General features: G+C 65.0%; 17 protein-coding genes and 1 pseudogene. 8 read left to right on the top strand and 10 right to left on the bottom strand.

What is annotated here, in order from left to right; translation table 11 throughout:
• The first annotated feature begins 154 nt into the window (after window positions 1-154).
• Entirely contained in the window at window positions 155-1,048 is an 894-nt protein-coding gene (locus QOU61_RS33815) for a LysR family transcriptional regulator (RefSeq protein ID WP_289655498.1), read from the top strand.
• On the opposite strand, the gene QOU61_RS33810 is transcribed toward QOU61_RS33815, so the two are convergent.
• The 4 genes and pseudogenes from QOU61_RS33810 to QOU61_RS33795 all read right to left on the bottom strand — a co-directional run bounded on the left by QOU61_RS33810 (window position 1,045) and on the right by QOU61_RS33795 (window position 6,449).
• Window positions 1,045-3,933 (bottom strand): EAL domain-containing protein, encoded by a 2,889-nt coding sequence (locus QOU61_RS33810; RefSeq protein WP_502876852.1) that lies wholly within the window; start codon window positions 3,931-3,933, stop codon window positions 1,045-1,047. The two genes, QOU61_RS33815 and QOU61_RS33810, sit on opposite strands and share 4 nt — an antisense overlap.
• Window positions 3,934-4,265: 332 nt before the next feature.
• The gene (locus tag QOU61_RS33805) at window positions 4,266-5,267 is read right to left on the bottom strand and encodes an NAD(P)H-quinone oxidoreductase (RefSeq protein ID WP_289662031.1); all 1,002 of its coding nucleotides are present in this window, start codon (window positions 5,265-5,267) and stop codon (window positions 4,266-4,268) included.
• Between the two features lie 70 nt (window positions 5,268-5,337).
• Entirely contained in the window at window positions 5,338-6,063 is a 726-nt protein-coding gene (locus QOU61_RS33800; RefSeq protein WP_289655497.1) for a class I tRNA ligase family protein, read from the bottom strand.
• Window positions 6,026-6,449, bottom strand: a pseudogene (locus tag QOU61_RS33795) (class I tRNA ligase family protein). The gene QOU61_RS33800 and the pseudogene QOU61_RS33795 overlap by 38 nt, the downstream one beginning before the upstream one ends.
• Before the next feature lie 273 nt (window positions 6,450-6,722).
• Here QOU61_RS33795 and QOU61_RS33790 point away from each other — a divergent pair.
• Both QOU61_RS33790 and rcdA read left to right on the top strand, forming a co-directional pair.
• Window positions 6,723-6,914, top strand: coding sequence for a DUF1192 domain-containing protein (locus tag QOU61_RS33790; protein ID WP_289655496.1), 192 nt, complete (start codon window positions 6,723-6,725; stop codon window positions 6,912-6,914).
• 387 nt (window positions 6,915-7,301) lie between these two features.
• Window positions 7,302-7,814: a protease adaptor protein RcdA gene (rcdA, locus tag QOU61_RS33785; RefSeq protein WP_289655495.1), complete on the top strand. Its 513-nt coding sequence runs from the start codon at window positions 7,302-7,304 to the stop codon at window positions 7,812-7,814.
• A 169-nt stretch (window positions 7,815-7,983) separates the two neighbouring features.
• Here rcdA and rpmE read toward each other — a convergent pair whose 3' ends face one another.
• Window positions 7,984-8,211 carry a 50S ribosomal protein L31 gene (gene rpmE, locus QOU61_RS33780; protein WP_289655494.1) on the bottom strand — a complete coding sequence of 76 codons (228 nt, stop codon included), beginning with the start codon at window positions 8,209-8,211 and terminating at the stop codon, window positions 7,984-7,986.
• A gap of 183 nt (window positions 8,212-8,394) precedes the next feature.
• Here rpmE and QOU61_RS33775 point away from each other — a divergent pair, with 183 nt between their 5' ends.
• Complete coding sequence (locus QOU61_RS33775) at window positions 8,395-10,248, top strand: ABC transporter transmembrane domain-containing protein (RefSeq protein ID WP_289655493.1); 1,854 nt, start codon at window positions 8,395-8,397, stop codon at window positions 10,246-10,248.
• Window positions 10,249-10,276: 28 nt separating this feature from the next.
• Here QOU61_RS33775 and QOU61_RS33770 read toward each other — a convergent pair whose 3' ends face one another.
• The 4 genes from QOU61_RS33770 to QOU61_RS33755 all read right to left on the bottom strand — a co-directional run bounded on the left by QOU61_RS33770 (window position 10,277) and on the right by QOU61_RS33755 (window position 13,162).
• Entirely contained in the window at window positions 10,277-10,624 is a 348-nt protein-coding gene (locus QOU61_RS33770; protein ID WP_289662029.1) for a DUF1493 family protein, read from the bottom strand.
• On the bottom strand, window positions 10,621-11,067 hold the full coding sequence (locus tag QOU61_RS33765; RefSeq protein ID WP_289655492.1) for a GNAT family N-acetyltransferase: 447 nt from the start codon (window positions 11,065-11,067) through the stop codon (window positions 10,621-10,623). Before QOU61_RS33765 ends, QOU61_RS33770 begins: the two co-directional genes overlap by 4 nt.
• 64 nt (window positions 11,068-11,131) lie before the next feature.
• Entirely contained in the window at window positions 11,132-12,160 is a 1,029-nt protein-coding gene (locus QOU61_RS33760; protein WP_289655491.1) for a peptidoglycan -binding protein, read from the bottom strand.
• Window positions 12,161-12,172: 12 nt separating this feature from the next.
• Complete coding sequence (locus QOU61_RS33755) at window positions 12,173-13,162, bottom strand: flagellar motor protein MotA (RefSeq protein WP_289655490.1); 990 nt, start codon at window positions 13,160-13,162, stop codon at window positions 12,173-12,175.
• 801 nt (window positions 13,163-13,963) lie between these two features.
• Between QOU61_RS33755 and QOU61_RS33750 the strand changes: the two genes are divergently transcribed.
• Both QOU61_RS33750 and QOU61_RS33745 read left to right on the top strand, forming a co-directional pair.
• Window positions 13,964-15,154 carry an efflux RND transporter periplasmic adaptor subunit gene (locus QOU61_RS33750; protein ID WP_289655489.1) on the top strand — a complete coding sequence of 397 codons (1,191 nt, stop codon included), beginning with the start codon at window positions 13,964-13,966 and terminating at the stop codon, window positions 15,152-15,154.
• A 7-nt stretch (window positions 15,155-15,161) separates the two neighbouring features.
• Complete coding sequence (locus QOU61_RS33745) at window positions 15,162-18,311, top strand: multidrug efflux RND transporter permease subunit (RefSeq protein ID WP_289655488.1); 3,150 nt, start codon at window positions 15,162-15,164, stop codon at window positions 18,309-18,311.
• Window positions 18,312-18,344: 33 nt separating this feature from the next.
• Here QOU61_RS33745 and QOU61_RS33740 read toward each other — a convergent pair whose 3' ends face one another.
• On the bottom strand, window positions 18,345-19,184 hold the full coding sequence (locus QOU61_RS33740; protein WP_289655487.1) for a polysaccharide deacetylase family protein: 840 nt from the start codon (window positions 19,182-19,184) through the stop codon (window positions 18,345-18,347).
• Window positions 19,185-19,591: 407 nt separating this feature from the next.
• Between QOU61_RS33740 and QOU61_RS33735 the strand changes: the two genes are divergently transcribed.
• Window positions 19,592-20,980, top strand: coding sequence for an MFS transporter (locus QOU61_RS33735; RefSeq protein ID WP_289655486.1), 1,389 nt, complete (start codon window positions 19,592-19,594; stop codon window positions 20,978-20,980).
• Between the two features lie 218 nt (window positions 20,981-21,198).
• A complete protein-coding gene (locus QOU61_RS33730) occupies window positions 21,199-22,176 on the top strand; it encodes an ABC transporter substrate-binding protein (protein ID WP_289655485.1) in 978 nt (325 codons plus the stop codon).
• The last annotated feature ends 74 nt before the right edge of the window (window positions 22,177-22,250 follow it).

Genomic DNA, 22,250 nt, shown 5'->3' with positions numbered 1-22,250 from the left:
GCATGTCCGCCGCGCCGGGCCCTCCTTCACGCGGCAGGGTGAATCTAGCGTTGAGTTTTGCATTCGAAAAATGCATTCTTCTCATCTCGACATGCACATCTTGAATTAAGGCGGGTTCCAGTCGTTGGTCAGGGCGGCTCCCAGGCTCGGTGCGATGGACCTCAATCTGCTGGTGGTGTTCGACGCCATCATGCGGGAGCGGTCGGTCACGCGGGCCGGGCAGCGGCTCGGGCTCAGCCAGCCGGCGATGAGCCATGCCCTGACCCGGCTACGGCACATGCTGAAGGACGAGCTGTTTGTCCGCAGCCCGCACGGCATGATGCCGACGCCGCGGGCCGAACAGCTTGCAACGCCGATCAGGGTTGCGCTTGACGGGTTGCAGCAGTCGCTGGAGCCGGATCACTTCGATCCAGCGCGGGCGACGACGACCTTTCGCATTGCCGTCGACAATTATGCGGCGATCGTGCTGGTCGCGCCGATTGCGGCGCATGTCGCGAGGCTTGCCGCCGGCGTAAGGCTGGATTTCCGGCCAAGCGGCACCCTCGATGTGCCGGAGCAACTCGATCGCAGCGAACTGCATCTGGCGATTGGTCCTTCAGCCGTCCAGGGCGAGCGGTTCTCGCGGCGGCGGCTCCTGCAGGATCAGTTCGTCGTGGTGCATCGCAAGGCGCATCCGGCGGCGAAGGCAAAGGAAATCTCGACGGAGCAACTCGCAAACCTGCCGCAACTGGAAATCTCGTCGGCGCTGGTCGGGCCGGATTTTGCGGAGAGCGAGTCCGGGAAAGCCAGGCCCGGGGCGAGGCCGGCCATGCGCGCGCCATTCCTGTCGGCAGGGAGGATTCTCGCCACGTCCGATCTGGTGTCGGTGCTCCCGCTGAACGTCGCCAGAAGTCTGATGCGGTCACACGATCTGGTGTTCCGCCGGCTGTCGCGTTCACCCAAGCCGATCGAAGCGGCAATGATCTGGCTGCGACGGCTCGACAACCAGCCTGCACATGCCTGGCTGCGCGATGTCATCGCGCGCGTAACCGGTGATCTGCAAAGCTAGCTCGCGGCTTCCAGCCGTACCTCGGTGAGCAGCCGCATCGCGGCGTCGGCATCCATCGGCTCGCCGAACGCGAAGCCCTGCGCGTACTCGCAGCCCAGCTGGTAGAGCTCGACCGCGTCGGAATCGGTCTCGGCGCCCTCGGCGACCACGTGCATGCCGAGATCGTGCGCCAGCGCAATGATCGATTTCAGGATCACCGGTCGCGTGCCGCGGCTGGTGGTGCGTACGAACGACTGGTCGATCTTGATGGTGTCGAACGGGAAGCGCTGCAAATAGGCGAGCGAGGAATGGCCGGTGCCGAAATCGTCGAGCGACAGCCCGGTGCCGAGCTCGCGGATGCGCGTCAGCATCTGCGCGGCGTGCTCCGGATTCTCCATCACCAGCGACTCGGTCAATTCGAGCTTGAGCGTGCCGCGCGCCACCGACGAGCGCGACAGCACGGTGCGGATGTCGTGGATCAGGTCGTGCCGCAGCAATTGCCGCGAGGAGACGTTGACGGAGGCGAAGATCGGCTCGCGGGCGCGCATCGCGCGCTGCCACACCGCGAGCTGCCTCGCGGTCTGGTCGAGCACGAACATGCCGAGGTCGACGATCAGGCCGATCTCTTCCGCGATCGAGATGAACTCGGACGGCGACATGCGGCCGAGCTTGGGATGGTCCCAGCGCGCCAGCGCCTCGAAGCCGGCGATCGAGCGGTCTTCGAGCCGCACGATCGGCTGGTAGAGGATCGTGATCTCCTGACGCTCGATGGCGCGCCGAAGCTCCGATTCCAGCGTCAGGCGGTCGGTCTTTCGCGCCCGCATCGCCGGCTTGTAGACGTCGATGCGGTCGCCGCCGATGCGCTTGGAGTGGTACATCGCAAGCTCGGCGTCCTTGATGATCTCGTCGGACAGTTGTGTCTGGGGGTCGGAGAGCGCGAGCCCGATCGAGGCGGTGAGGAAGATCTCGCGGTCGTTGAAGGCGATCGGCGCGCGGATGGTCTTGCGGATGGTCTCGGCAAAGGCGGTGATGCGCGCCGGGTCCTGCTCGGACAGCAGGATCAGGCCGAACTGGTCGCCGGCCAGCCGCGCCAGCGTGTCCTGCGGCTTGAGGATGCGGGTCAGCCGGCGCGCCAGCGTCAGCAGGATGGAATCGCCGACCGCAATCCCGACGGAATCGTTGACCTGCTTGAAGCGGTCGAGATCGATCACCATCAGGGTCGGCCGCAGCGTCGGCACGGTCTTCGCGAAATTGGCGACCGCGTTGAGGCGGTCGATGAACAGCTTGCGGTTGGGCAGGCCCGTCAGGTTGTCATGCACCGAGTCGTGCAGCATGCGCTCCTCGGCGTTCTTGATCTCGGTGACGTCGGTCAGCGTGCCGACCACGCGCGACACCTCGCCGTCGGAGCCGACCACGGGGCGCGCTTTCAGCGCGAACCACATGAAATGGCCGTCCGGCGTGCGCAGGCGGAAATCCTGCACCAGGCGGCCACGGCGCTGGTCGAGCACGCTGTCGAGCGCGGCGCGGAAGCGGTCCTGGTCGAGCGGGTGCAGCACTTCGAGCCATTTTGCCGCCGGGCCTTCCAGCGTGCCGCGCTTGAGGCCGAGAAGGCTCTCGGTCTCGGGGCTGGTGAACACCTTGTCGGCGGAGACGTCCCAGTCCCAGATCAAATCGCCCGACCCGGTCAGCGCCAGCGCCCGCCGCTCGACATCGGAGACGATGCCCGTGGTGGCGCCGCCGCCGGCAAAGGCGTGCTGCATCACGGTGAAGCCGATCAGCATCACGATCAGCACGAGGCCGCCGAGCAGCGCGGGGCCCACGATGTCGTTGGTGACGGAACCTGCCACCGTCATGCCGGCTGCGACCACCCAGACCAGCAGCAGGAACCAGGTCGGGATCAGCAGCACTGCGCGGTCGAAGCCGTGGGTGGAGAGATAGACGATCAGCGCAAAGCCGGCGAAGGCGATCATCACGAGCGACATGCGCGCGATGCCGGAGGCGACCGCGGGATCGAACAAGGCGAGTGCCACCAGCGAGCCCAGGAAGGCGAGCCAGCCCACGGTGATGTGGGAATAGCGCACGTGCCAGCGCGAGAGATTGAGATAGGCGAACAGGAACACCAGAAGCGTCGCCGCCAGGATCGCCTCGCCCGCCGCGCGCCAGATGCGCTCGGCGTTGTTCGACATGTCGAGCACCTTGCCCCAGAAGCCGAAGTCGACGCCGATATAGACCAGCACCGCCCAGGCGAGCGCGGCGGCGGCCGGGAACATGATCGAGCCCTTGACCACGAAGAGGATGGTCAGCACGAGCGCGAGCAGGCCGGAAATGCCGATCACGATGCCCTGGTACAGCGTGAACGAGTTGACCTTGTCCTTGTAGGCTTCCGGCTCCCACAAATAGAGCTGCGGCAGCTTGTCGGTGCGCAATTCGGCGACGAAGGTGATGACCGCGCCGGGATCGAGCGTGATGCGGAACACGTCCGCGGTCGGGCTCTCCTGCCGCTCGGGCCGGTCGCCGGTCGACGGCGTGATGGTGGCGATGCGCGACAGCCCGAGGTCGGGCCACAACAGGCCCGAGGACACGATGCGGTAGTGCGGCGCGACGATCAGGCGGTCGAGCTGGTCGTCGGTGTTGTTGGCGAGCGCGAACACCACCCAGTATTGTCCGCCTTCGCGGGCGCGGACTTCGATGCGGCGAACGATGCCGTCGGTGCCGGGCGCGGTCGAAACTTGGATGCGATCGGAGTCGCTGCGCTGATGTTCCAGCACGCCGGTGAGGTCGATCGCAGGTGCGTCGCTGCGGACGCTGACGGCGTCGATCGCATGCGCCGGCGAGGCGGCAACGACGATCATGAGGCCCAGCACGAGTGCCGCCGATTGGAAGCCCCTGCACCGCAAGCGGCACATTCGAACCAGGGACCTCAAACCGAAAAGCGGCACTCCAGTCATGTGTTTGCTAGTGCCCATGTCTTTCCGAGGTTTGGCTTTCCGACGTATGGCTTTCCGACGTTCGCGAAATGAAGGTGCAGCGACGCACGGCGAACGTCGGAAAGCGGGCACTTGCCCACGCAAGCCGCCTGATCAGACGCAATGTCAGTTCTCCGCATTCGACGCCAAGGCGGTCGCCGTAAAACCCCGTGCCGCATGGTGCCCCCACCACATGCGTTGGTCGTGGCGCGATAAATGACATGAAAGCGAAGGAAATCAAAGGGTTTCCGGCGACACTCGTCGCGTCAGCGTTAAGCCAGCAACACAATTTTGCCAATATGTTCGCTGCTTTCCATCCGCCGGTGCGCGTCGGCAGCCTTTTCCAGCGGAAATGAGCTGTCGAGCAGGGGTTTTATCCGCCCCTGACGCAACAGCGGCATCACCTTGTCCTCGATCGCGGCCACCATCGCCGCCTTGTCCGCGTTACTACGGGGGCGCAAGGTCGAGCCGGTGTGGGTGAGGCGCTTGATCATCAGCCGCGTAAAATTGACGGTGGCCTTGGGCTTGCCGCTCAAAAACGCGATCTGCACGATTCGGCCATCGACGGCGGCTGCCTCGTAGTTGCGGTCGATATAGTCACCGCCGACCATGTCGAGAATGACGTCGACGCCGGCGCCCGATGTCGCCGCCTTGCTCTCGGTGACGAAATCCTCGGTCTTGTAGTTGATCGCCTTGATGGCGCCGAGCTTGAGGCAGGCTTCGGCCTTGTCCTGTGAGCCGACGGTGACGATCACCTTGGAGCCGAGCGCGGTTGCAAGCTGGATCGCCATGGTGCCGATCCCCGAGGAGCCGCCATGGACCAGCAGCGTCTCGCCGGGCTTCAGGCCGCCGCGCTCGAACACATTGTGCCAGACCGTCATCAGCGTTTCCGGCAGGGCGCCTGCTTCCTGCATCGAAAGCGCCGGGGGCACGGTCATCGCCTGCGCGTCCTGCGCGATGCAATATTGCGCATAGCCGCCGCCGGCGACCAGCGACATCACCTTGTCGCCGACCTTGTGCTTCTTCGCGTCCGCACCGATGGCGACCACTTCGCCCGCTATCTCGAGGCCGGGCAGGTCGCTCGCGCCGGGCGGCGGCGGGTAGCTGCCGGAGCGCTGTGACACGTCGGGCCGGTTGACGCCGGCAGCCTCGACCTTGACGAGGATCTCGTCGGGTCCGGGAACCGGAAGGCTGCGGGTTTCCGGCTTGAGCACCTCGGGGCCGCCCGGTTTGCTGATGGCGACCACGGTCATTTGCGCGGGCAGCTTTTCCATGATTTGTCCCTCGGGCAGCTGGTTCGGTCGATGCATGGCATATCGCCTTTTCAGCCGAAGTGAAACGCCGTCAGCCGCCGAACCGCGCTGCGAGATGGACGGCTTTCTCTGCGGTGATTTTTGCAACGAGCGGCTGCAAGTGCAGCACCTGCGTTCCAGCGCCGGCGTCGAGCAAGGGAGCGGATAGGCCAGTGGGCCAGCGCGGCACGCTCTCCGTGTGGCCAAACGCGCCAAGCACGTCCTCGGAAAGAGCTGGAACGATGCTCCACGCCAGCACGGCCGCAAGGCGCACGAGGTTCAATCCCGTTCGGGTGACGACTGCGGCGCGGGCGCGGTCGGACCTGATCGCCGTCCACGGCGCCGCGCGCTGCACGTAGGCGTTCGCGGCCGCCCAGATCGCCCGCGTGGCCGCGGCTGCGGCGCGAAATTCCAGCGCCTCATGATGCGCGCGAAGCGCGGCAATGCGCTGGTCCAGTTCGACCGCCAGCGAGCGCTCGGTTTCGTCGGGGACGCCGCCCGAGGGAATGCGGCCGTCGAAGGCGCGGTGCGCGAAGCTGATGATGCGGTTCGCCAGATTGCCGAAGATGTCGGCGAGGTCCTTGTTGGTCTCGGCGACGAACCTCTCGACGTTGAAATCGGTGTCGGCGCTTTCGGGCGCGTTCGCGATCAGCCACCAGCGCCAATAGTCAGCAGGCAATTCCTCCAGCGCCTGGTCGGTGAAGATGCCGCGTCTTGCGCTGGTGCTGAACTTGCCGCCTTCATAGGTGAGCCAGTGAAAGCCCTTGATGACATCCACGGTCTTCCAGGGCTCGCCCGAACTGCGGCAGCGTGCGCTCCTCGATCAGCCCCGCGGCGTCAAGCCTTCGATAGAAGTGCTGCGTCAGGGCGTGGTTTTCCGGCGCGCTCGTCCGCCCGAAATGGTCGAACGACAGGCCGAAGCGCGCGTAGATGCCGGCCTGAATGCCGTGCTGCGCGTCGCAGAATGTCCTGGCGGGCCTGCAGAGCGCCGAGTTCGGCCGGCGTGCCATGTTCGTCGGTGCCGCAGATGAACAGCACCTCGTTGCCGATCTGCCGGTGGAAGCGGGCATGAACATCGGCCGGCAGCAGCGAGCCGACCAGATTGCCGAGATGTTTGACGCCGTTCACATAGGGCAGCGCGCTGGTAATGAGAATTTTGGCCATGGAGCGATCCTTCGCGTTGGGGGCGCCGAACCCTGCACAAACGAAAAAGCCCTTCCGCATCCGGAAGGGCTTCGGTTCGGCTCACGCCTGGCGCGCAAGGACGCGCACTATCCCATCCGGTCAGACTCCTTGCGGTCGGGCCGGGGCATTCGTGTCTGGCGTTGCGCGCGCGCGAAAGTCACTGCAAAATTCTCCTTGCGTCGATCCAATATACCGGCGTCGGGCCGGAAGCGCCAGACCGGCGCTGGATCGCGAGCTGTCGGGAGGAAGGACATGCCCATCGAAGACGACGACCGGCCGCGCAAGAAAGTCACGCACGAGATCGGACAGGACCTCTCGCTGCTGTCACTCGAGGAATTGACCGAGCGCATTGCGCTCCTGACGGCTGAGATCGAGCGGCTGAAAGAGGCCGCCGGCAAGAAGCGCGCGTCGAAGGACGCGGCAAATACGTTTTTCAAGTCGTAGCGGACAACAACACTAGGCCAATGGCCGACATGGCTAACAAGCTCTAAAAAAATCCGCTCGTTTACGATCAATTAAGCTTTCGCCTTTATGACTGGGAGCGTCCTCGTTTGGACACCGAGTGGCTCCTGTCCACTCTGTTTGACGCCTCCCTGTTATCAACTTCAAAAGCCGCCGGTAACGGCGGCTCTTTTTTGCGCTGTTCCCTGACCGCGGCGCTGTCCCGAAACCGTACTGCAGAGCTGACGGTTCGAGCAATCACCCCACCTTGCGGAAACCATAAAAAGTCTTGTGGCTGGACTCTCGGCCTCGCCCGCGCAATGATTTGTTCATCATAAGCCGGGCGGCGGGCCGGCGACCAAGTAAACAGTTGCGTAAGAGGCGTTAACCATGTCGGACCGTTCGCAGGGCGATGGGGCCCTTGTCCATTTCAGTGAGCGGCTTACCAATTCCGCGGCTTTCGGCAGCCTGTTCCGCGAAGGCATGGACCTGGTCGAGGAGACCGCGGCCTATCTCGACGGCGCCGGTCGCATCGAGGCCAAGGCGCTCGACCGTGCCTCCAGCCTCACCTACGCGACCGAGAGCATGCGGCTGACCACCCGCCTGATGCAGCTCGCGTCCTGGCTGCTCCTGCACCGTGCGGTGAAGGAAGGCGAGATGACGCTGAGCCAGGCCAACCGCGAGAAGACCAAGGTCAAGCTGTCGGCGGCCGATCCCGGTCCCGACGACATGCTCTCGAAACTGCCGCAGCAGTTGCAGGACCTGATCGCCCGCTCGATGAATTTGCAGGCGAGGGTGCGTCGGCTCGATATCTCGATCCATACGCCCTCGACCGAGCCCACCAGCATCGGCAATCCGCTGGTGCCGCAGCTCAACCGCCTGAAGGCCGCTTTCGAGCAGTAATTGGTCGAGGCCGTCATTCCGGGATGGTGCGCCAGCACCAGACCACGGTGCGCAACTGCGCATCAGAGGTTGACGTTTCGCGTCCTCCGGAATGACCCCAAAACAAAAACGCCCCCGATCGGGGGCGTTTTGCTGTCTGGCGCCGGGTGAGGGGCTGGTCGCGCCCGGCTTATTCCTTCTTGAGGAAGCCCGAAAACTTCTTCTGGAACCGCGAGACGCGGCCGCCGCGATCCATCAGCTGCTGGGTGCCGCCGGTCCAGGCCGGGTGCGATTTCGGGTCGATATCAAGGTTCAGCTTGTCGCCTTCCTTACCCCAGGTGGAGCGGGTCTGGTACTCCGTCCCGTCGGTCATGACGACCGTAATCGTATGATAATTCGGATGAATTTCGGCTTTCATGACAATGTCCCTGGATGGCGCGCCGGCGCCCTGATGATGTGCTCGTGCGGTGACGGATTTGGCCGGCTCTATAACCCAAGCCACCCCTCAAAACAAGCCGAGGTGGCGCGGTAACTGCCCGCAATTGCCAGGCTTGCGGCAGCGGCCTATCTGGGGGTGAGGAAGCGAGCTTTTCGAGGACCCATGAGCGCCGTGGAACGGCTTGAAGAGGACGGCACGACGCCACGGCACCCTGCGGAGCCGGGCGCGGCGGCCGAGGCCGTTGCCGATATCGTGGAATCGCCCGCCCAGAGCCGGCGACGGCTGCGCCCGCTGCTCGCGCTCGCGCCCTATGTGGCGCGCTATCGGGGCCGGGCCATCCTGGCGCTGATCTCGCTCACGATCGCCGCGGTGACGACGCTGCTGGTGCCGGTCGCGGTGCGCCGCATGATCGACTTCGGCCTGACGCCGAAGGGCGTCGCGCTGATCAACAGCTATTTCAGCGTGATGATCGCGGTCGTCGCCGTGCTCGCGCTGGCCAGCGCCGCCCGCTACTACCTCGTGATGACGATCGGCGAGCGCATCGTCGCGGATCTGCGCCGCGACGTGTTCGCGCACCTGATCTCGCTGTCGCCCGCCTTCTTCGATTCCGCACGTTCAGGCGAATTGATCTCGCGGCTCACGGCCGACACCACCCAGATCAAGTCCGCGGTCGGCGCCTCCGTCTCGATCGCGCTGCGCAATCTTCTCCTGTTCATCGGCGCGGCCGCCATGATGGTGATCACGAGCCCGCGGCTGTCGGGCTTCGTGCTGCTGGCGATCCCGCTGGTGGTGCTGCCGCTGGTCGCGTTCGGGCGCTGGGTGCGGCGGCTGTCGCGCAACGCGCAGGATACGCTGGCGGATGCCTCCGCCTATGCGGCGGAACTGGTCGGCGCGGTCCGCACCGTGCAGGCCTATACCGGCGAGCGGCTGGCGAATGCGCGGTTCGGCGGCGATGTCGAGCAGGCCTATGAGGCGGCCCGCGCCTCGACCAAGGCGCGGGCGCTGTTGACCGCGATCATCATCTTCATCGTGTTCGCCAGCGTCGTGCTGATCCTGTGGGTCGGCTCGCGCGACGTGCTCGCGGGCAACATCACGCCCGGCCGGCTCGGCCAGTTCGTGCTCTATACCGCGTTCGCGGCGGCAGGCCTCGGCCAGCTCAGCGAGGTCTGGGGCGAGGTGTCCGCCGCGTCGGGTGCGGCGGAGCGGCTGTTCGAGCTGTTGCATGTGAAGCCGGAGATCAGCGCGCCGGCCGCCCCGCGGGCGCTGCCGGTGCCGTCCCGCGGCGACATCGGCTTCGACCAGGTCAGCTTCGTCTATCCGGCGCGGCGGGAGACCGCCGCGATCGATCGCGTCTCGCTCTCGGTGCGTTCAGGCGAGAAGGTCGCGATCGTCGGTCCCTCCGGCGCCGGCAAGAGCACGCTGTTCCATTTGATCCTGCGCTTCTACGATCCGTCGTCGGGCACGATCTCGTTCGACGGCGTGCCGATCCGCTCGGTCGATCCCAAGGCGCTGCGTGCGAGAATCGCGCTGGTGCCGCAGGAATCGGCGGTGTTCGCAGCGAGCGCACGCGAAAATATCCGCTTCGGCCGGCCCGACGCCAGCGATGCCGAGGTCGAGCGCGCCGCCGAGCTGGCGCATGCCACCGAATTCATCCGTCGCCTGCCCGACGGCTTCGAGACCCCGCTCGGCGAACGCGGCGTCACGCTGTCGGGCGGCCAGCGCCAGCGCATCGCGATCGCGCGCGCGGTCCTGCGCGATGCGCCGCTCTTGCTGCTCGACGAGGCGACCTCCTCGCTCGATGCCGAGAGCGAGACCTTGGTGCAGACTGCGCTGGAGGAGTTGATGCGCCACCGCACCACGCTCGTGATCGCGCATCGGCTTGCGACCGTGCTGTCCTGCGACCGCATCCTGGTCATGGACCAGGGCCGCATCGTCGAGGAAGGCACGCATGCCTCCCTGGTCGCCGAAGGCGGGCTCTATGCGCGGCTCGCCCGGCTGCAATTCGAGGGCGCGTGAGGTCGGGCCGGTTGCGGCATTGATGCGCTCAAGGGGCCGGCCAGCGGCCGAGCTTCAGGCTCTCTTCGATCATCGCCAGCGTGATGACCTTCTTGCCGGCCAGCACATCGGTGCCGCGAAGCCGATCGAGAAGGCGCAGGGGTGACAGGTAGAAGCCTTCGTCGTGACCATAATCTTCCAGTCTGAAGCGCGACATGTCGATGCCGAACTTTGAGGCGAGCAGTTCCAGCACCTCGATCAGGTCATCGCCGTCCAGCTTGAGATCGCTTTGCAGCCCGGTCGCCGGGCTCATCCGTGCGATCTCGTCCGCCTTGTAGCGCGCGGCTTCCAGAAAAGAGATCGTCAATTGGCCGAGCGCGGGCTTCATATTGCTCATCGCCGCCACTGCATCTTCGCGACCGGCCGGCCCGAGGTCGGATTGACGTCATCGCCGGCATCGACGAAGCCGCTTCTCTCGTAGAAGCGGATGGCGCGGGCGTTATCCTTGTTGACCAGCAGCGTGATGCCCGCGGGCGAGCGGCGCTTCGCCTCGTCGACCAGCGCTTCGGCCAGTTTTGAGCCCCAGCGCTCGGGCGCGGCCACGAGCTGGTCGAGATAGCCTGCGCTATCGATCGTGACGAAGCCGACCAGCGCGCCGTTGTCTTCGGCGACCACTACGGCCGCGTTCGGCACCAGCTCGTTGCGCCAGCGCTCGCGCCACCAGGCGACCCGCGCGGCAAAATCGATCGCGGGATAGGCCTGCTGCCAGGTCCGCCGCCACAATTCGATCGCGGCCTCCTCGTCCGTGTCGCGATAGGGCCGGAGGTGAAACGCGGTCATCACGCCGGTTCTTGTTTCGGCCTGATCTGATCCGAAAACCGGTGCCCGCTTTTCGGGATCATGCCTACCGCTCCGTCAGCTTGAGCTCGATGCGGCGGTTGCGCTTGTAGGCTTCCTCGGTCGGTGCGGTGTCGAGCGGCTGGAATTCGCCGAAACCGGCGGCGACCAGCCGCTGCGGCGGCACGCCGAGCGAGACCAGATACTGCACCACGGAGATGGCGCGCGCCGCCGACAGGTCCCAGTTCGACTTGAACACCGGGCTGTTGATCGGCCGCACGTCGGTATGGCCGTCGACCCGCAGCACCCAGGCGATCTCGCTCGGGATCTGCTTGTCGAGATCGATCAAGGCGGTGGCGAGCTTGTCGAGCTCGGCGCGCCCTTCCGGCAACAGCGTCGCCTGTCCGGTGTCGAAGAACACCTCGGACTGGAACACGAAGCGGTCGCCGACGATGCGGATGTCGGGACGGTTGCCGAGGATCGTGCGCAGGCGGCCGAAGAATTCCGAGCGGTAGCGCGACAATTCCTGCACCCGCTGCGCCAGCGCCACGTTCAGCCGCTGGCCGAGATCGGCGATCCGGCTCTGCGATTCCTTGTCGCGCTTCTCGGACGCGTCGAGCGCCTCTTCCAGCGCCGCGAGCTGACGGCGCAGCGCGCTGATCTGCTGGTTCAACACCTCGATCTGGGCCAGCGCTCGCGCCGAGACTGCTTTTTCCGAATCCAGCGCCTTGTTGAGCTCGTTGGCGCGGCCCTGCGCGTCGCTGCCGGCGCCGGCGAGGCCTTCATAGAGGCCCTTGACGCGGTCGCGCTCGGCCTCCGCCGAGGCAAGGCCTGCGCGAAGCTGGGAGACCTGGTCGTCGAGCGAGAGCTTGCCGAGCTTTTCCAGCGACAGCATGTCGTTGAGCTGCGCGATCTTGGCGTTGAGCTGCTCCAGCGCCTTGTCCTTGCCGGTCACCTCCTGCGACAGGAAGAACTGCACCACCAGGAACACGGTGAGCAGGAACACCACCGAGAGCACCAGCGTCGACAGCGCGTCGACGAAGCCGGGCCAGTAGTTGAACGGGGTTTCGCCGCGGCGGGCTCGCGCAAGGGCCATCTAATCCACCCTTCAGCTCTTCTCGGGTTGCCGGGCGAGCCGCTCCAGCAGGCGCTTGATCTCGCGATTCTGCTCGCCCTGGCCATCCGCCCATTCGCGGATCATCTGCTGCTCGGTGCGCATATGCGCGACCAGACCCTGGATTGCTTCCGCAAGATTGGCCATCGCGGCGGTGGTGCCGCGGCTGGTCCCGCCTTCCTCTACCGAGGCGCGCAGCCGCTCCAGCGCCCCCGCGACGTCGCCGCTTGCGGCATCGCCGCCATATTCGCGCACGGTGGAAGCAAGCCAGTCCTCCAGATCGGTATAGAAGCGGTTCTGCGCCTGGCTCGATTGCAGGTCGAGGAAGCCGAGGATCAACGAGCCGGCGAGGCCGAACAGCGAGGACGAGAACGAGATGCCCATGCCGCCAAGCGGCGCGGCCAGCCCCTCCTTCAGCGTATCGAACAGCGCGCCGGCGTCGCCGCCGACCTTCAGCCCGTCGATCACCTTGCCGACCGAGCCCACGGTCTCGATCAGGCCCCAGAAGGTGCCGAGCAGGCCGAGGAAGACCAGAAGCCCGGTCATGTAGCGGGAGATGTCGCGCGCCTCATCCAGCCGGGTCGCGATCGAATCGAGCAGATGCCGCATGGTCTGCTGCGAGATCGTCATCCGACCGGTGCGCTCGCCGCCGAGGATCGCCGCCATCGGCGCCAGCAAGGTGGGGTGCCGCTCGACCGCAAGGCCCGGATCGGCAATGCGGAAATTGTTGACCCAGGCGACCTCCGGATAGAGCCGGATCACCTGGCGGAACGCCAGGATGATGCCGATCAGAAGCACCAGCCCGATCAGCGCGTTCAGCCCCGGATTGGCGAAGAAGGCGGCGATGATCTGCTTGTACAGCACGACCGCGATCAGCGCGCACAGCACCAGAAACACCACCATCCGCACCAGGAAGATCCGGGGCGAGGACAGTTTGGTCAGTTCGATCTCCATCGCGGAGCGGGCAGAGGGGCCTGATGGCATATCCGATGTCATCCATTCGGCGGGCAGAGCTTGAAGCCGCACTATGGCACAGCGGCGGAGGGAAAAAAGCAGAGATCACCGCTATCCCGATCAACCCTCAGGAACCGGCAAAGTATGACCGCGCATGGGCCGAAAGGGGGCCCGAAGCAGGCTTATTGGGCCGAGCGATTGTCCACAGCATTGTCCCGGGCCTGCCATGACGATTTTGCGAGTCGTGGCGCTGGCCTCGACCGAAGGCGGCTTGTCGATTCCGGTGGCGATGGCCGTGCGTGTGATGGCGATGGCTGTGGTGCGAGAGCCCGGCATGTCTTCACTGCGACGCGAGCCACCATCCGGTCCGACCGTCAGACATTCATTGTCTTCATGGCCAAGTCCTCATGGCCAAGTCCTCTTGGCCAAGCCGTCCGACGCATTGTCAGCGCAGGCAGGCGCGAGCCGGCATGACCAGCGCCGCCAGCGCCGACCTGATCGATCGCTTCTCATTCCGTTGTTGGTGCTGCTGGGCGACGTGCCTTTGCTGCGCCGAACCGCCGCGGCGCGATTTGTCGCAGGCCGAGCAGGGCTCAATACACCCGCGCAGCCGCTTGGAACCGCGCGATTCACAATCCGGTGACGCTGCTAAAATGCACATGACCTCAGCACGATAGGAGCGTGTGACATTGCGCCGCCACCGCTCGCGGTTGCGTCGCAGCGCGCAGTTTTTATGTTGCACCCATCGCGGGCGTCGCGCGATTCCGGCGAAGCAGCAGGCTCGCCGAACATTTCCGCATCCAGAACAGAAAACCCGGGGCTATTTCCTCCATGACTTCCTTTCGCGCGCACTCGGCCGGCATCGCGATGATGCTTGCGGCGATGGCGCCGCTCCTGGCCGGCTGCAACGAACCGAATGCGGCTGCCGCCTCTGCGCCGGCCGAGCCCGATGTGAGTGTCGTCACCGTGACGGCGCAGCCGCGCGCGATGGTGCGCGAGCTGCCGGGCCGCATCGCGCCGACCCGCGTCTCCGAGGTGCGGCCGCGCGTGTCGGGCATCGTGGTCGAGCGGCTGTTCCACCAGGGCAGCGAGGTCAAGGCCGGCGATCCGCTCTACCGGATCGATCCCCGTCCGTTCGAGGTCGAGGTGCAGGCCAACGAGGCGGCGCTGGCGCGCGCCAGGGCGGTGCTCGATCAGGCCTCGCAATATGCGCGGCGCATTGCGCTCCTGACCACCCAGCGCGCCAGTCCCGAGGTCGAGAACGAAAAGGCGATCGCCGCCGAGCGTCAGGCCGCGGCCGACGTCGAGGCGCGCAAGGCCGACGTCGCGCGGGCCAGGCTCAACCTCGAATTCGCCACCGTTCGCGCGCCGATCGACGGCATCATCGGCGCGGCGCTGGTCAGCGAGGGCGCGCTGGTGGTGCAGAACGACGCCGCGAGCCTCGCCACCATCCAGCAGCTCGATCCGATCTATGCCGACTTCACGCAATCGGCCAGCGAGCTCTATCATCTGCGCCGCGCCCTCGAATCCGGCGAGCTCGACCGCATCGCGCCCGACGCGGTCAAGGTCCGTCTCGTGCTCGACGACAACGTCGGCTATCCGATCCCGGGGAAACTCCTGTTCTCCGAGGCCAAGGTCGACGCCTATACCGGCCAGGTGACGCTGCGCGGCGAGTTTCCCAATCCGAAGCGCGAGCTCCTGCCGGGCATGTATGTCCGCGTGCAGATCGAGCAGGGCATCGATTCCGACGCCATCGCGGTGCCGCAGCAGGCGATCCAGCGCAATGGCGGCGGCGGCAGCGAGGTGTTTGTGGTCACCGACGACAACCGTGTGCTGGTCCAGCCGGTGCGGGTTGGCCTGTTGCAGGGCGGCGAATGGTTCGTCACCGACGGCCTGAAGGCCGGCGACCGCGTCGTGGTCGAAGGCTTTCAGAAATTCGCCGCCGGAGACAGGGTGAGGCCGCATGCGTGGGAAGAAGCCGACGCCTCGGTGACGAAGCAGGCCGCGTCGGTCAGCAGGTAAGCGCCCGATGCCGAGCTTCTTCATCGACAGGCCGATCTTCGCCTGGGTCGTCGCGCTGTTCATCTGTCTGATCGGCGCCATCTCGATTCCGTTCCTGTCGGTCGCGCAATATCCGATCATCGCGCCGCCCTCGATCTCGATCTCGACCAGCTATCCCGGTGCCTCGCCGGAAAACCTCTACAACAGCGTCACGCGGCTGATCGAGGAGGAGCTGAACGGCGCCGCCAACATCCTGAATTTCGAATCCACCAGCGACTCGCTGGGCCAGGTCGAGATCATCGCCAACTTCAAGCCCGGCACCGACACCGGCGCGGCCTCCGTCGAGGTGCAGAACCGCCTGAAGCGCGTCGAGGCGCGGCTGCCGCGCGCGGTGATCCAGCAGGGCATCCTGGTCGAGGAAGCCTCCAGCGCCGTGCTGCAGATCATCACGCTGCGTTCGACCGACGGCAGCCTCGACGAGGTCGGCCTCGGCGACTTCATGATCCGCAACATCCTGGGCGAGATCAGGCGCATTCCCGGCGTCGGCCGCGCCACGCTCTACTCCACCGAACGCAGCTTGCGGATCTGGATCGATCCGGCGCGGCTGGTCGGCTATGGCCTGACCGTCGACGACGTCAGCAAGGCGATATCGGCGCAGAACGCGCAAGTCGCCTCGGGCAGCATCGGCGCCGAGCCGAGCGCGGCCGGGCAGAAGATTTCGGCGATGGTGCTGGTCAAGGGCCAGCTCGCCTCGCCCGACGAGTTCGGCGCCATCATCCTGCGCGCCAATGCCGACGGCTCGACCGTGCGGCTGCGCGACGTCGCACGGCTCGAGATCGGCGGGCTCAGCTACCAGTTCGGCACGCGCCTCAACGGCCAGCCGACCGCGGGTCTCTCGGTGCTGATGTCGCCGACCGGCAACGCGCTCGCCACCGCAAGCGCGGTGGAAGCCAAGATGAAGGAGCTGTCGCGGTTCTTTCCCGCCAATATTGCCTACGAGATTCCCTACAACATCACGCCGGTGGTGAAGGCCTCGATCGAGAAGGTGCTCTCGACCCTGGTCGAGGCGGTCGTGCTGGTGTTCGTGGTGATGTTCCTGTTCCTGCAGAACATCCGCTACACCATCATCCCGACCATCGTGGTTCCGGTCGCGCTATTGGGCGCCTGCGCCACGCTGATGTTATTAGGCTATTCCATCAACATGCTGACCATGTTCGGCATGGTGCTCGCGGTCGGCATCCTGGTCGACGACGCCATCGTCGTGGTGGAGAACGTCGAGCGCATCATGGCCGAAGAGGGCCTGCCGCCGAAGGAGGCGACGCGCAAGGCGATGTCGCAGATCTCGGGCGCCATCATCGGCATCACGCTGGTGCTGGTCGCCGTGTTCGTGCCGATGGCGTTCTTTCCGGGCTCGGTCGGCATCATCTACCGCCAGTTCTCGGTCACGATGGTGGCTGCGATCGGCTTCTCGGCGCTGATGGCGCTGTCGCTGACGCCCGCTCTGTGCGCGACCTTGCTCAAGCCGGTGACCGCCGGTCACGGTCATGCGCGCAAGGGCGTGTTCGGCTGGTTCAACCGCGTGCTCGATTCGAGCCGCCTTGGCTATGTCCGCGTCGTGAAGGGCAGCGTGAAGCGCACCGGGCGGCTGATGCTGATCTATGCGGCGCTGCTGGTCGGCCTCACTTTCGCGTTCATCCGGCTGCCCGGCGGTTTCCTGCCGGTCGACGACCAGGGCTTCATCACGACCGACGTGCAGACGCCGTCGGATTCCTCCTACGCGCGCACGCAAGGCGTGGTCGAGCGCGTCGAAAAATATCTGGCGCAGCGCCCCGGTATCGAGAACGTCACCTTCCTGACCGGCTTCAGCTTCCTGGGCCAGGGCATGAACACGGCGCAGGCCTTTGTCTCGCTGAAGGACTGGTCGGAGCGCGGACAGAAGGATTCCGCGGCCGCGATCGTCGCCGACATCAATCGCGACCTCGCCAACATCCGCGACGCCAAGATCTCGGCGCTGCAGCCGCCGCCGATCGACAATCTCGGCAATTCCTCCGGCTTCAGCTTCCGCCTGCAGGACCGCGGCCAGAAGGGCCATGCGGCGCTGGCCACTGCGGCAGAACGGCTGATCGCGGAAGCCAATGCCAGTCCCGTGCTGCAGAAGGTCTATATCGAGGGTCTGCCGGCGGCGCCGCAGGTCAACCTCGTGATCGACCGCGAGAAGGCCGGCGCCTTCGGCGTCACCTTCGAGGACATCAACAACACCATCTCGACCAATCTCGGCTCGAATTACATCAACGACTTCCCCAATCGCGGCCGCATGCAGCGCGTGATCGTGCAGGCCGACCAGAACAGCCGCATGAATGCCGAGGACATCCTCAATTATAATGTGAAGAACAGCCGCGGCGCGCTGGTGCCGTTCTCGTCCTTCGCGTCAATCGAATGGTCGAAGGGGCCGAGCCAGATTGCCGGCTTCAACTACTACCCCGCGGTGCGCATCAGCGGCGAGGCAAGGTCAGGCTTCTCGTCGGGCGATGCGATCGCGGAAATGGAACGGCTCGCGAACAAGCTGCCGCGCGGCTTCGGCTATGAATGGACCGGCCAGTCGCTCCAGGAAAAGGAATCCGGCTCGCAGGCGCCGTTCCTGCTCGCGCTCTCGGCGCTCGTCGTGTTCCTGCTGCTGGCCGCGCTCTACGAGAGCTGGAGCATTCCGCTCGCCGTGCTGCTCACCGTGCCGCTCGGCATCACTGGCGCGGTGGCGGCTGCGATGCTGCGCGGCCTGTCGAACGACGTCTATTTCACGGTCGGCCTCATCACCATCATCGGGCTCGCCGCCAAGGACGCCATCCTGATCATCGAGTTCGCCAAGGATCTGCGCGCGCAGGGGCGGCCGCTGGTGGATGCCACGATCGAGGCGTGTTCATTGCGCTTCCGCCCGATCCTGATGACCGGCTTCGCCTTCGTCTGCGGCGTGCTGCCGATGGCGATCGCGAGCGGCGCCGGCGGCGCCAGCCAGCAGGCGCTCGGCACCGGCGTGATGGGCGGCATGATCGCCGTCGTCATTCTCGCGCTTCTGATGGTGCCGGTGTTCTTCGTGGTCGTGCAGCGCGTGCTCGCGGGCGACCGGCAGAAGGTGACGGAGCAGGCTGAAGCCTACGGCCCGCCGGCGCCGGTGAAGTCCTGACGGGACTGGGCGCGCACCCCTTTTCCAGAAAGGCTACCGTCGGACAGGCCGTTTCTTAAATTCCGCGGCAGCGTCTTCTATCTTCATGAAGATGGCGCCCATTTCCTTGAGCGCAATGATGAGCTTCTCCAGGAAGATCATGCGGTGGCCACGGCCTATGACGAGAGGGTGGAACACGAAGCTCAGGACGCCCCATTCCTCGGTCTCGACCATGTAGCGAAAATCATTGGTCCAGTTTTTCAAGACGCCTTCGGCCGACATCAGCCCCGGCATGAGATGGGTCGACGTGCGCAGAAACTCGAAATGCAGAAAGTCGTCGAGACTCCAGCTTACCGGCATCTCGATCAGCGCGGACTCCTTTCCGAAGGTCATCGGCCCCTTTGGGTCGACCTTGTCGCCAAGCCTGACCTTGTAGGGACTATGGTCGTCAGCCATCATGCTGCTGTCGTATTCGAATCCGTGTTTCAGCAGCAGCCCGGCCGTGGCCGGGCTCAGGTCGAAAGCGGCCGACCGATAGCCGCGCGGCTTTCGTCCCGTCAGCTTCAGGATCAGCTCGCTTGTCTTCAGAAGATCGATCTCCTCCTGCTCGGGAGAGAGATCCACGGGCGACACGTGCGTGTAGCCGTGGTTGCCGATTTCATGACCCGCGTCGTGGATTTCGCGACACCGGTCCGGATAGGATTCGATGACCACTCCGGGAACAAAAAATGTCGCTTCGATCGCGTGCTTCCTCATCAGCCGCAGGATCCTCGGCACGCCGACGTTGGCGCCGAATTCGCCGCGCGAGATCGGCGTTGGGCTCGTGAGACCGCGCGCAACGAGAGCTGACCAGGCATCGAAGTCGAAGCTGAGACAAGCGATGTGACGGGGCATTGAGTGTTCTCCCGCGTCCGCGCCGGCGGCGAAACGGCCTTTCCAGTTGCGGACTGCGTAATTGACCGGTCATTTCTCCCATCGTGATTGTCGTGCGTCAAGGCCGCAGCGGCCATCACGATCCTCAAGGGCGTCATGACGCGCGCGATCGGATGGTTGCCACATTGCGGAGGCCGCGGGTGCCGGCTTGCTCGCAAGACCGCGTCAGTCGAATGACCGCGCGGCGCGTCGCTCTCGGCAGGACGATGTCGCCCGGATGCATGCCGAGTGTCGCCACGACCGGCTTCGGGTTCGGTTCCCTGGTACCAGCGCACGATCTCCGGCACCCGGATTGATTTGTCCGGTCAATTGAGTCTAACATCGCGGGACGGAAGATACGGCCGGCAAGGCCGATCGTGGGTGGGGAAATGTCTGAAATCGATGTACAGAAGCTGGCGGACGAGGCCGAACTCAACCGCTTTCATTATCTTGCGATCGCCTGGGTCATGGCGATCGCGATGCTCGACGGTTACGATATCGGGGTGACCGGCGCCGCGATGCCGGCAATCATGGCCGATCTCAAGATCGACGCCACCGTTGGTGGCGCGATAGCCAGTGTTAGCCTTGTCGGAATGGCAATTGGCTCCACGCTTTTCGGCGTGATGGCCGACAGATTCGGTCGGAAGATTTCGGTGGCGCTTGCAGTCGCGATGTTCAGCCTGTTCACGGCGGCGGCGGGACTGGTCACAAGTCCGGTTGCGTTCGGCGCTCTGCGTTTTTCCGCAGGGCTCGGCCTTGGCGGCGTGATACCGATCCTGATCGCCATAGCGACGGAATATGGGCCGATCAAATACCGCGCGCGAATCATTTCACTTGCCGGATGCGGCTATGCCGTAGGCGGCATCGTCGTGGCGCTGATAGGCAAGGGCCTGATTGAATCCTATGGCTGGCAGGCGATATTCCTGGTCGCCGGTGTGCCCGTTATACTGGTGCCGCTTCTTCTGAAATCGATTCCGGAATCGCTGCCGGTCCTCGTGAAACAAAACCGCGATGCCGAGTTGAGGGAGATGGTCAGGAGGATTGCGCCCGACTATCCGCTACGGGCGGAACAGCGGTTCGTGCGGCCGCCCGAGGTTGAGGTCAAAGCCGCGCCGATCGCGCAGGTCTTCCAGGAAGGGCGGGCCCTGAGCACGCTGATGTTCTGGGTGACCAATTTTTCTTGTCTGTTCATGCTCTACGGATTGAACACGTGGCTCACGAAGTTGATGGTGGAGCTGGGCTATAATCTGAGTTCGGCCTTGACCTTTGTCATCGCCTACAATCTCGGCGCGATGATCGGTGCCTTTGGTGGCTGCTGGCTGCTCGACAAGCTCCACCCCAAATGGGTGCTGGTCTCGTTCTACGTGCTGTCGGCTGCGTCACTGGTCGCCATGGGATTTGGCGTCGCATCCAGTTTGACACTGGTCATCGTCTTTACGCTTGGTGCCGTGACGCTTGGCACTCAGATCCTCACCAACGCATACGGCGGGATGTTCTATCCGACTGCGATCCGTTCCACGGCGATCGGTCTCAATTTCTCGGCCGGGCGGGTCGGATCGATTATCGCGCCGGTTCTCATCGGTTGGCTGGTGGCGCTCAGTCTTCCACCCCGGCAGGCCTTCGACGCGATCGCGGTCGCCGGCCTGATCGGAGCTATTGCAGTCGCGGCCATCAACCACGAGGTTTCGGCCTCTCGCGCTTCTGATGGTGCCGGTGTTCTTCGTGGTCGTGCAGCGCGTGCTCGCGGGCGACCGGGAGAAGGTGACGGAGCGGGCTGAAGTCTACGGCCGCCGGCGCCGGTTCAGCCGACGATGACCGCTACGCCGCTTGCCCTTTCGAACCAGCTCGGGCTTCGAGTCCGGTTTGGCGGCAAAGGTCCCGTGGTGAGCGACCCATCCCGGGATTGACCACGCCCAAGCGCATAACTTGCGGCTCGCTGCCCGACCGCAAAGTGCTAAGCTTTTACCCGCACAAGGGTGTGTTCTGCGGAGGGCACATGCGACGGCGCGAGTTCATAGCGGCGCTGAGTGCGGCAGCGGTGGTCTGGCCGCTTGCCGCAGGTGCGCAGCAGGCGATGCCGGTCGTCGGTCTGCTCAGCAGTGCCTCGTCGCGCGACTATGTGCCCATGATCGCAGCGTTCCGGAAAAGCCTCGGCGAGGCCGGTTTCGTCGAGGGCAGGAATGTGAAGATCGAGTATGTCTGGGCCGACGAGCAGTATGACCGCCTGCCGACGCTCGCGGCCAACCTGGTTAGTCATCAGGTGAGCGTGATTGTTGCGGCCAGTACCCCGGCCGCGCTCGCGCTGAAACCGGCCACGACGACCATACCGATTGTCTTTGCGATTGGCGGTGATCCCGTGCGGACGGGGCTCGTCGACAGCCTCAGCCATCCCGGCGGCAACATTACGGGCGCGGCCCACATCAATGTGGAGACCGCGCCAAAGCGCCTCGAACTGATGCATGAATTGATGCCCGATGTGAAGATCGCCGGTCTTCTCGTCAACCCGACCAACCCATTGGCCAAATCTGTAGAATCGGCCGTTCTTGCCGCGGCCGGCTCACTGGGGCTGGCGCTGCAGGTGGCGCACGCGCGCAGCGACGAAGAGCTGGATGCCACGTTCGCCAGTCTGCGCGGATTGGGGGTTGGCGCCCTGGTCATCGGCACCGATCCACTCTTCACCAGCCGAGCAGAAAAACTGGGCGCGATGTCACTTCGCCTGAAAATGCCTGCGATCTATCAGTATCGCGAATTCACCGCGGCTGGCGGCGTGATGAGCTATGGCGGGAGCATTCTCGACTCCTACCGTCACGCCGGAGTCTATGTCGGCCGGATTCTCAGGGGTGAGAAGCCCGGCGACTTGCCGGTGCAGCTCTCGACGAGAGTAGAGCTATTTGTGAATTTGAAGAGCGCAAAGGCGCTCGGTCTGTCCGTGCCGCTTCCGCTGCTCGGGCGCGCCGACGAGGTGATCGAATGAGACATCGTGCGGCGGTATGCTGCGCCAACCACGGCTTACGTCAATGGGCGGGCCATTGTAGGATGGCGCCTCCG

It is taken from the genome of Bradyrhizobium sp. NP1, assembly GCF_030378205.1.
Taxonomy (GTDB): domain Bacteria; phylum Pseudomonadota; class Alphaproteobacteria; order Rhizobiales; family Xanthobacteraceae; genus Bradyrhizobium.
This window is presented reverse-complemented; position numbering and strand designations above follow the sequence as displayed.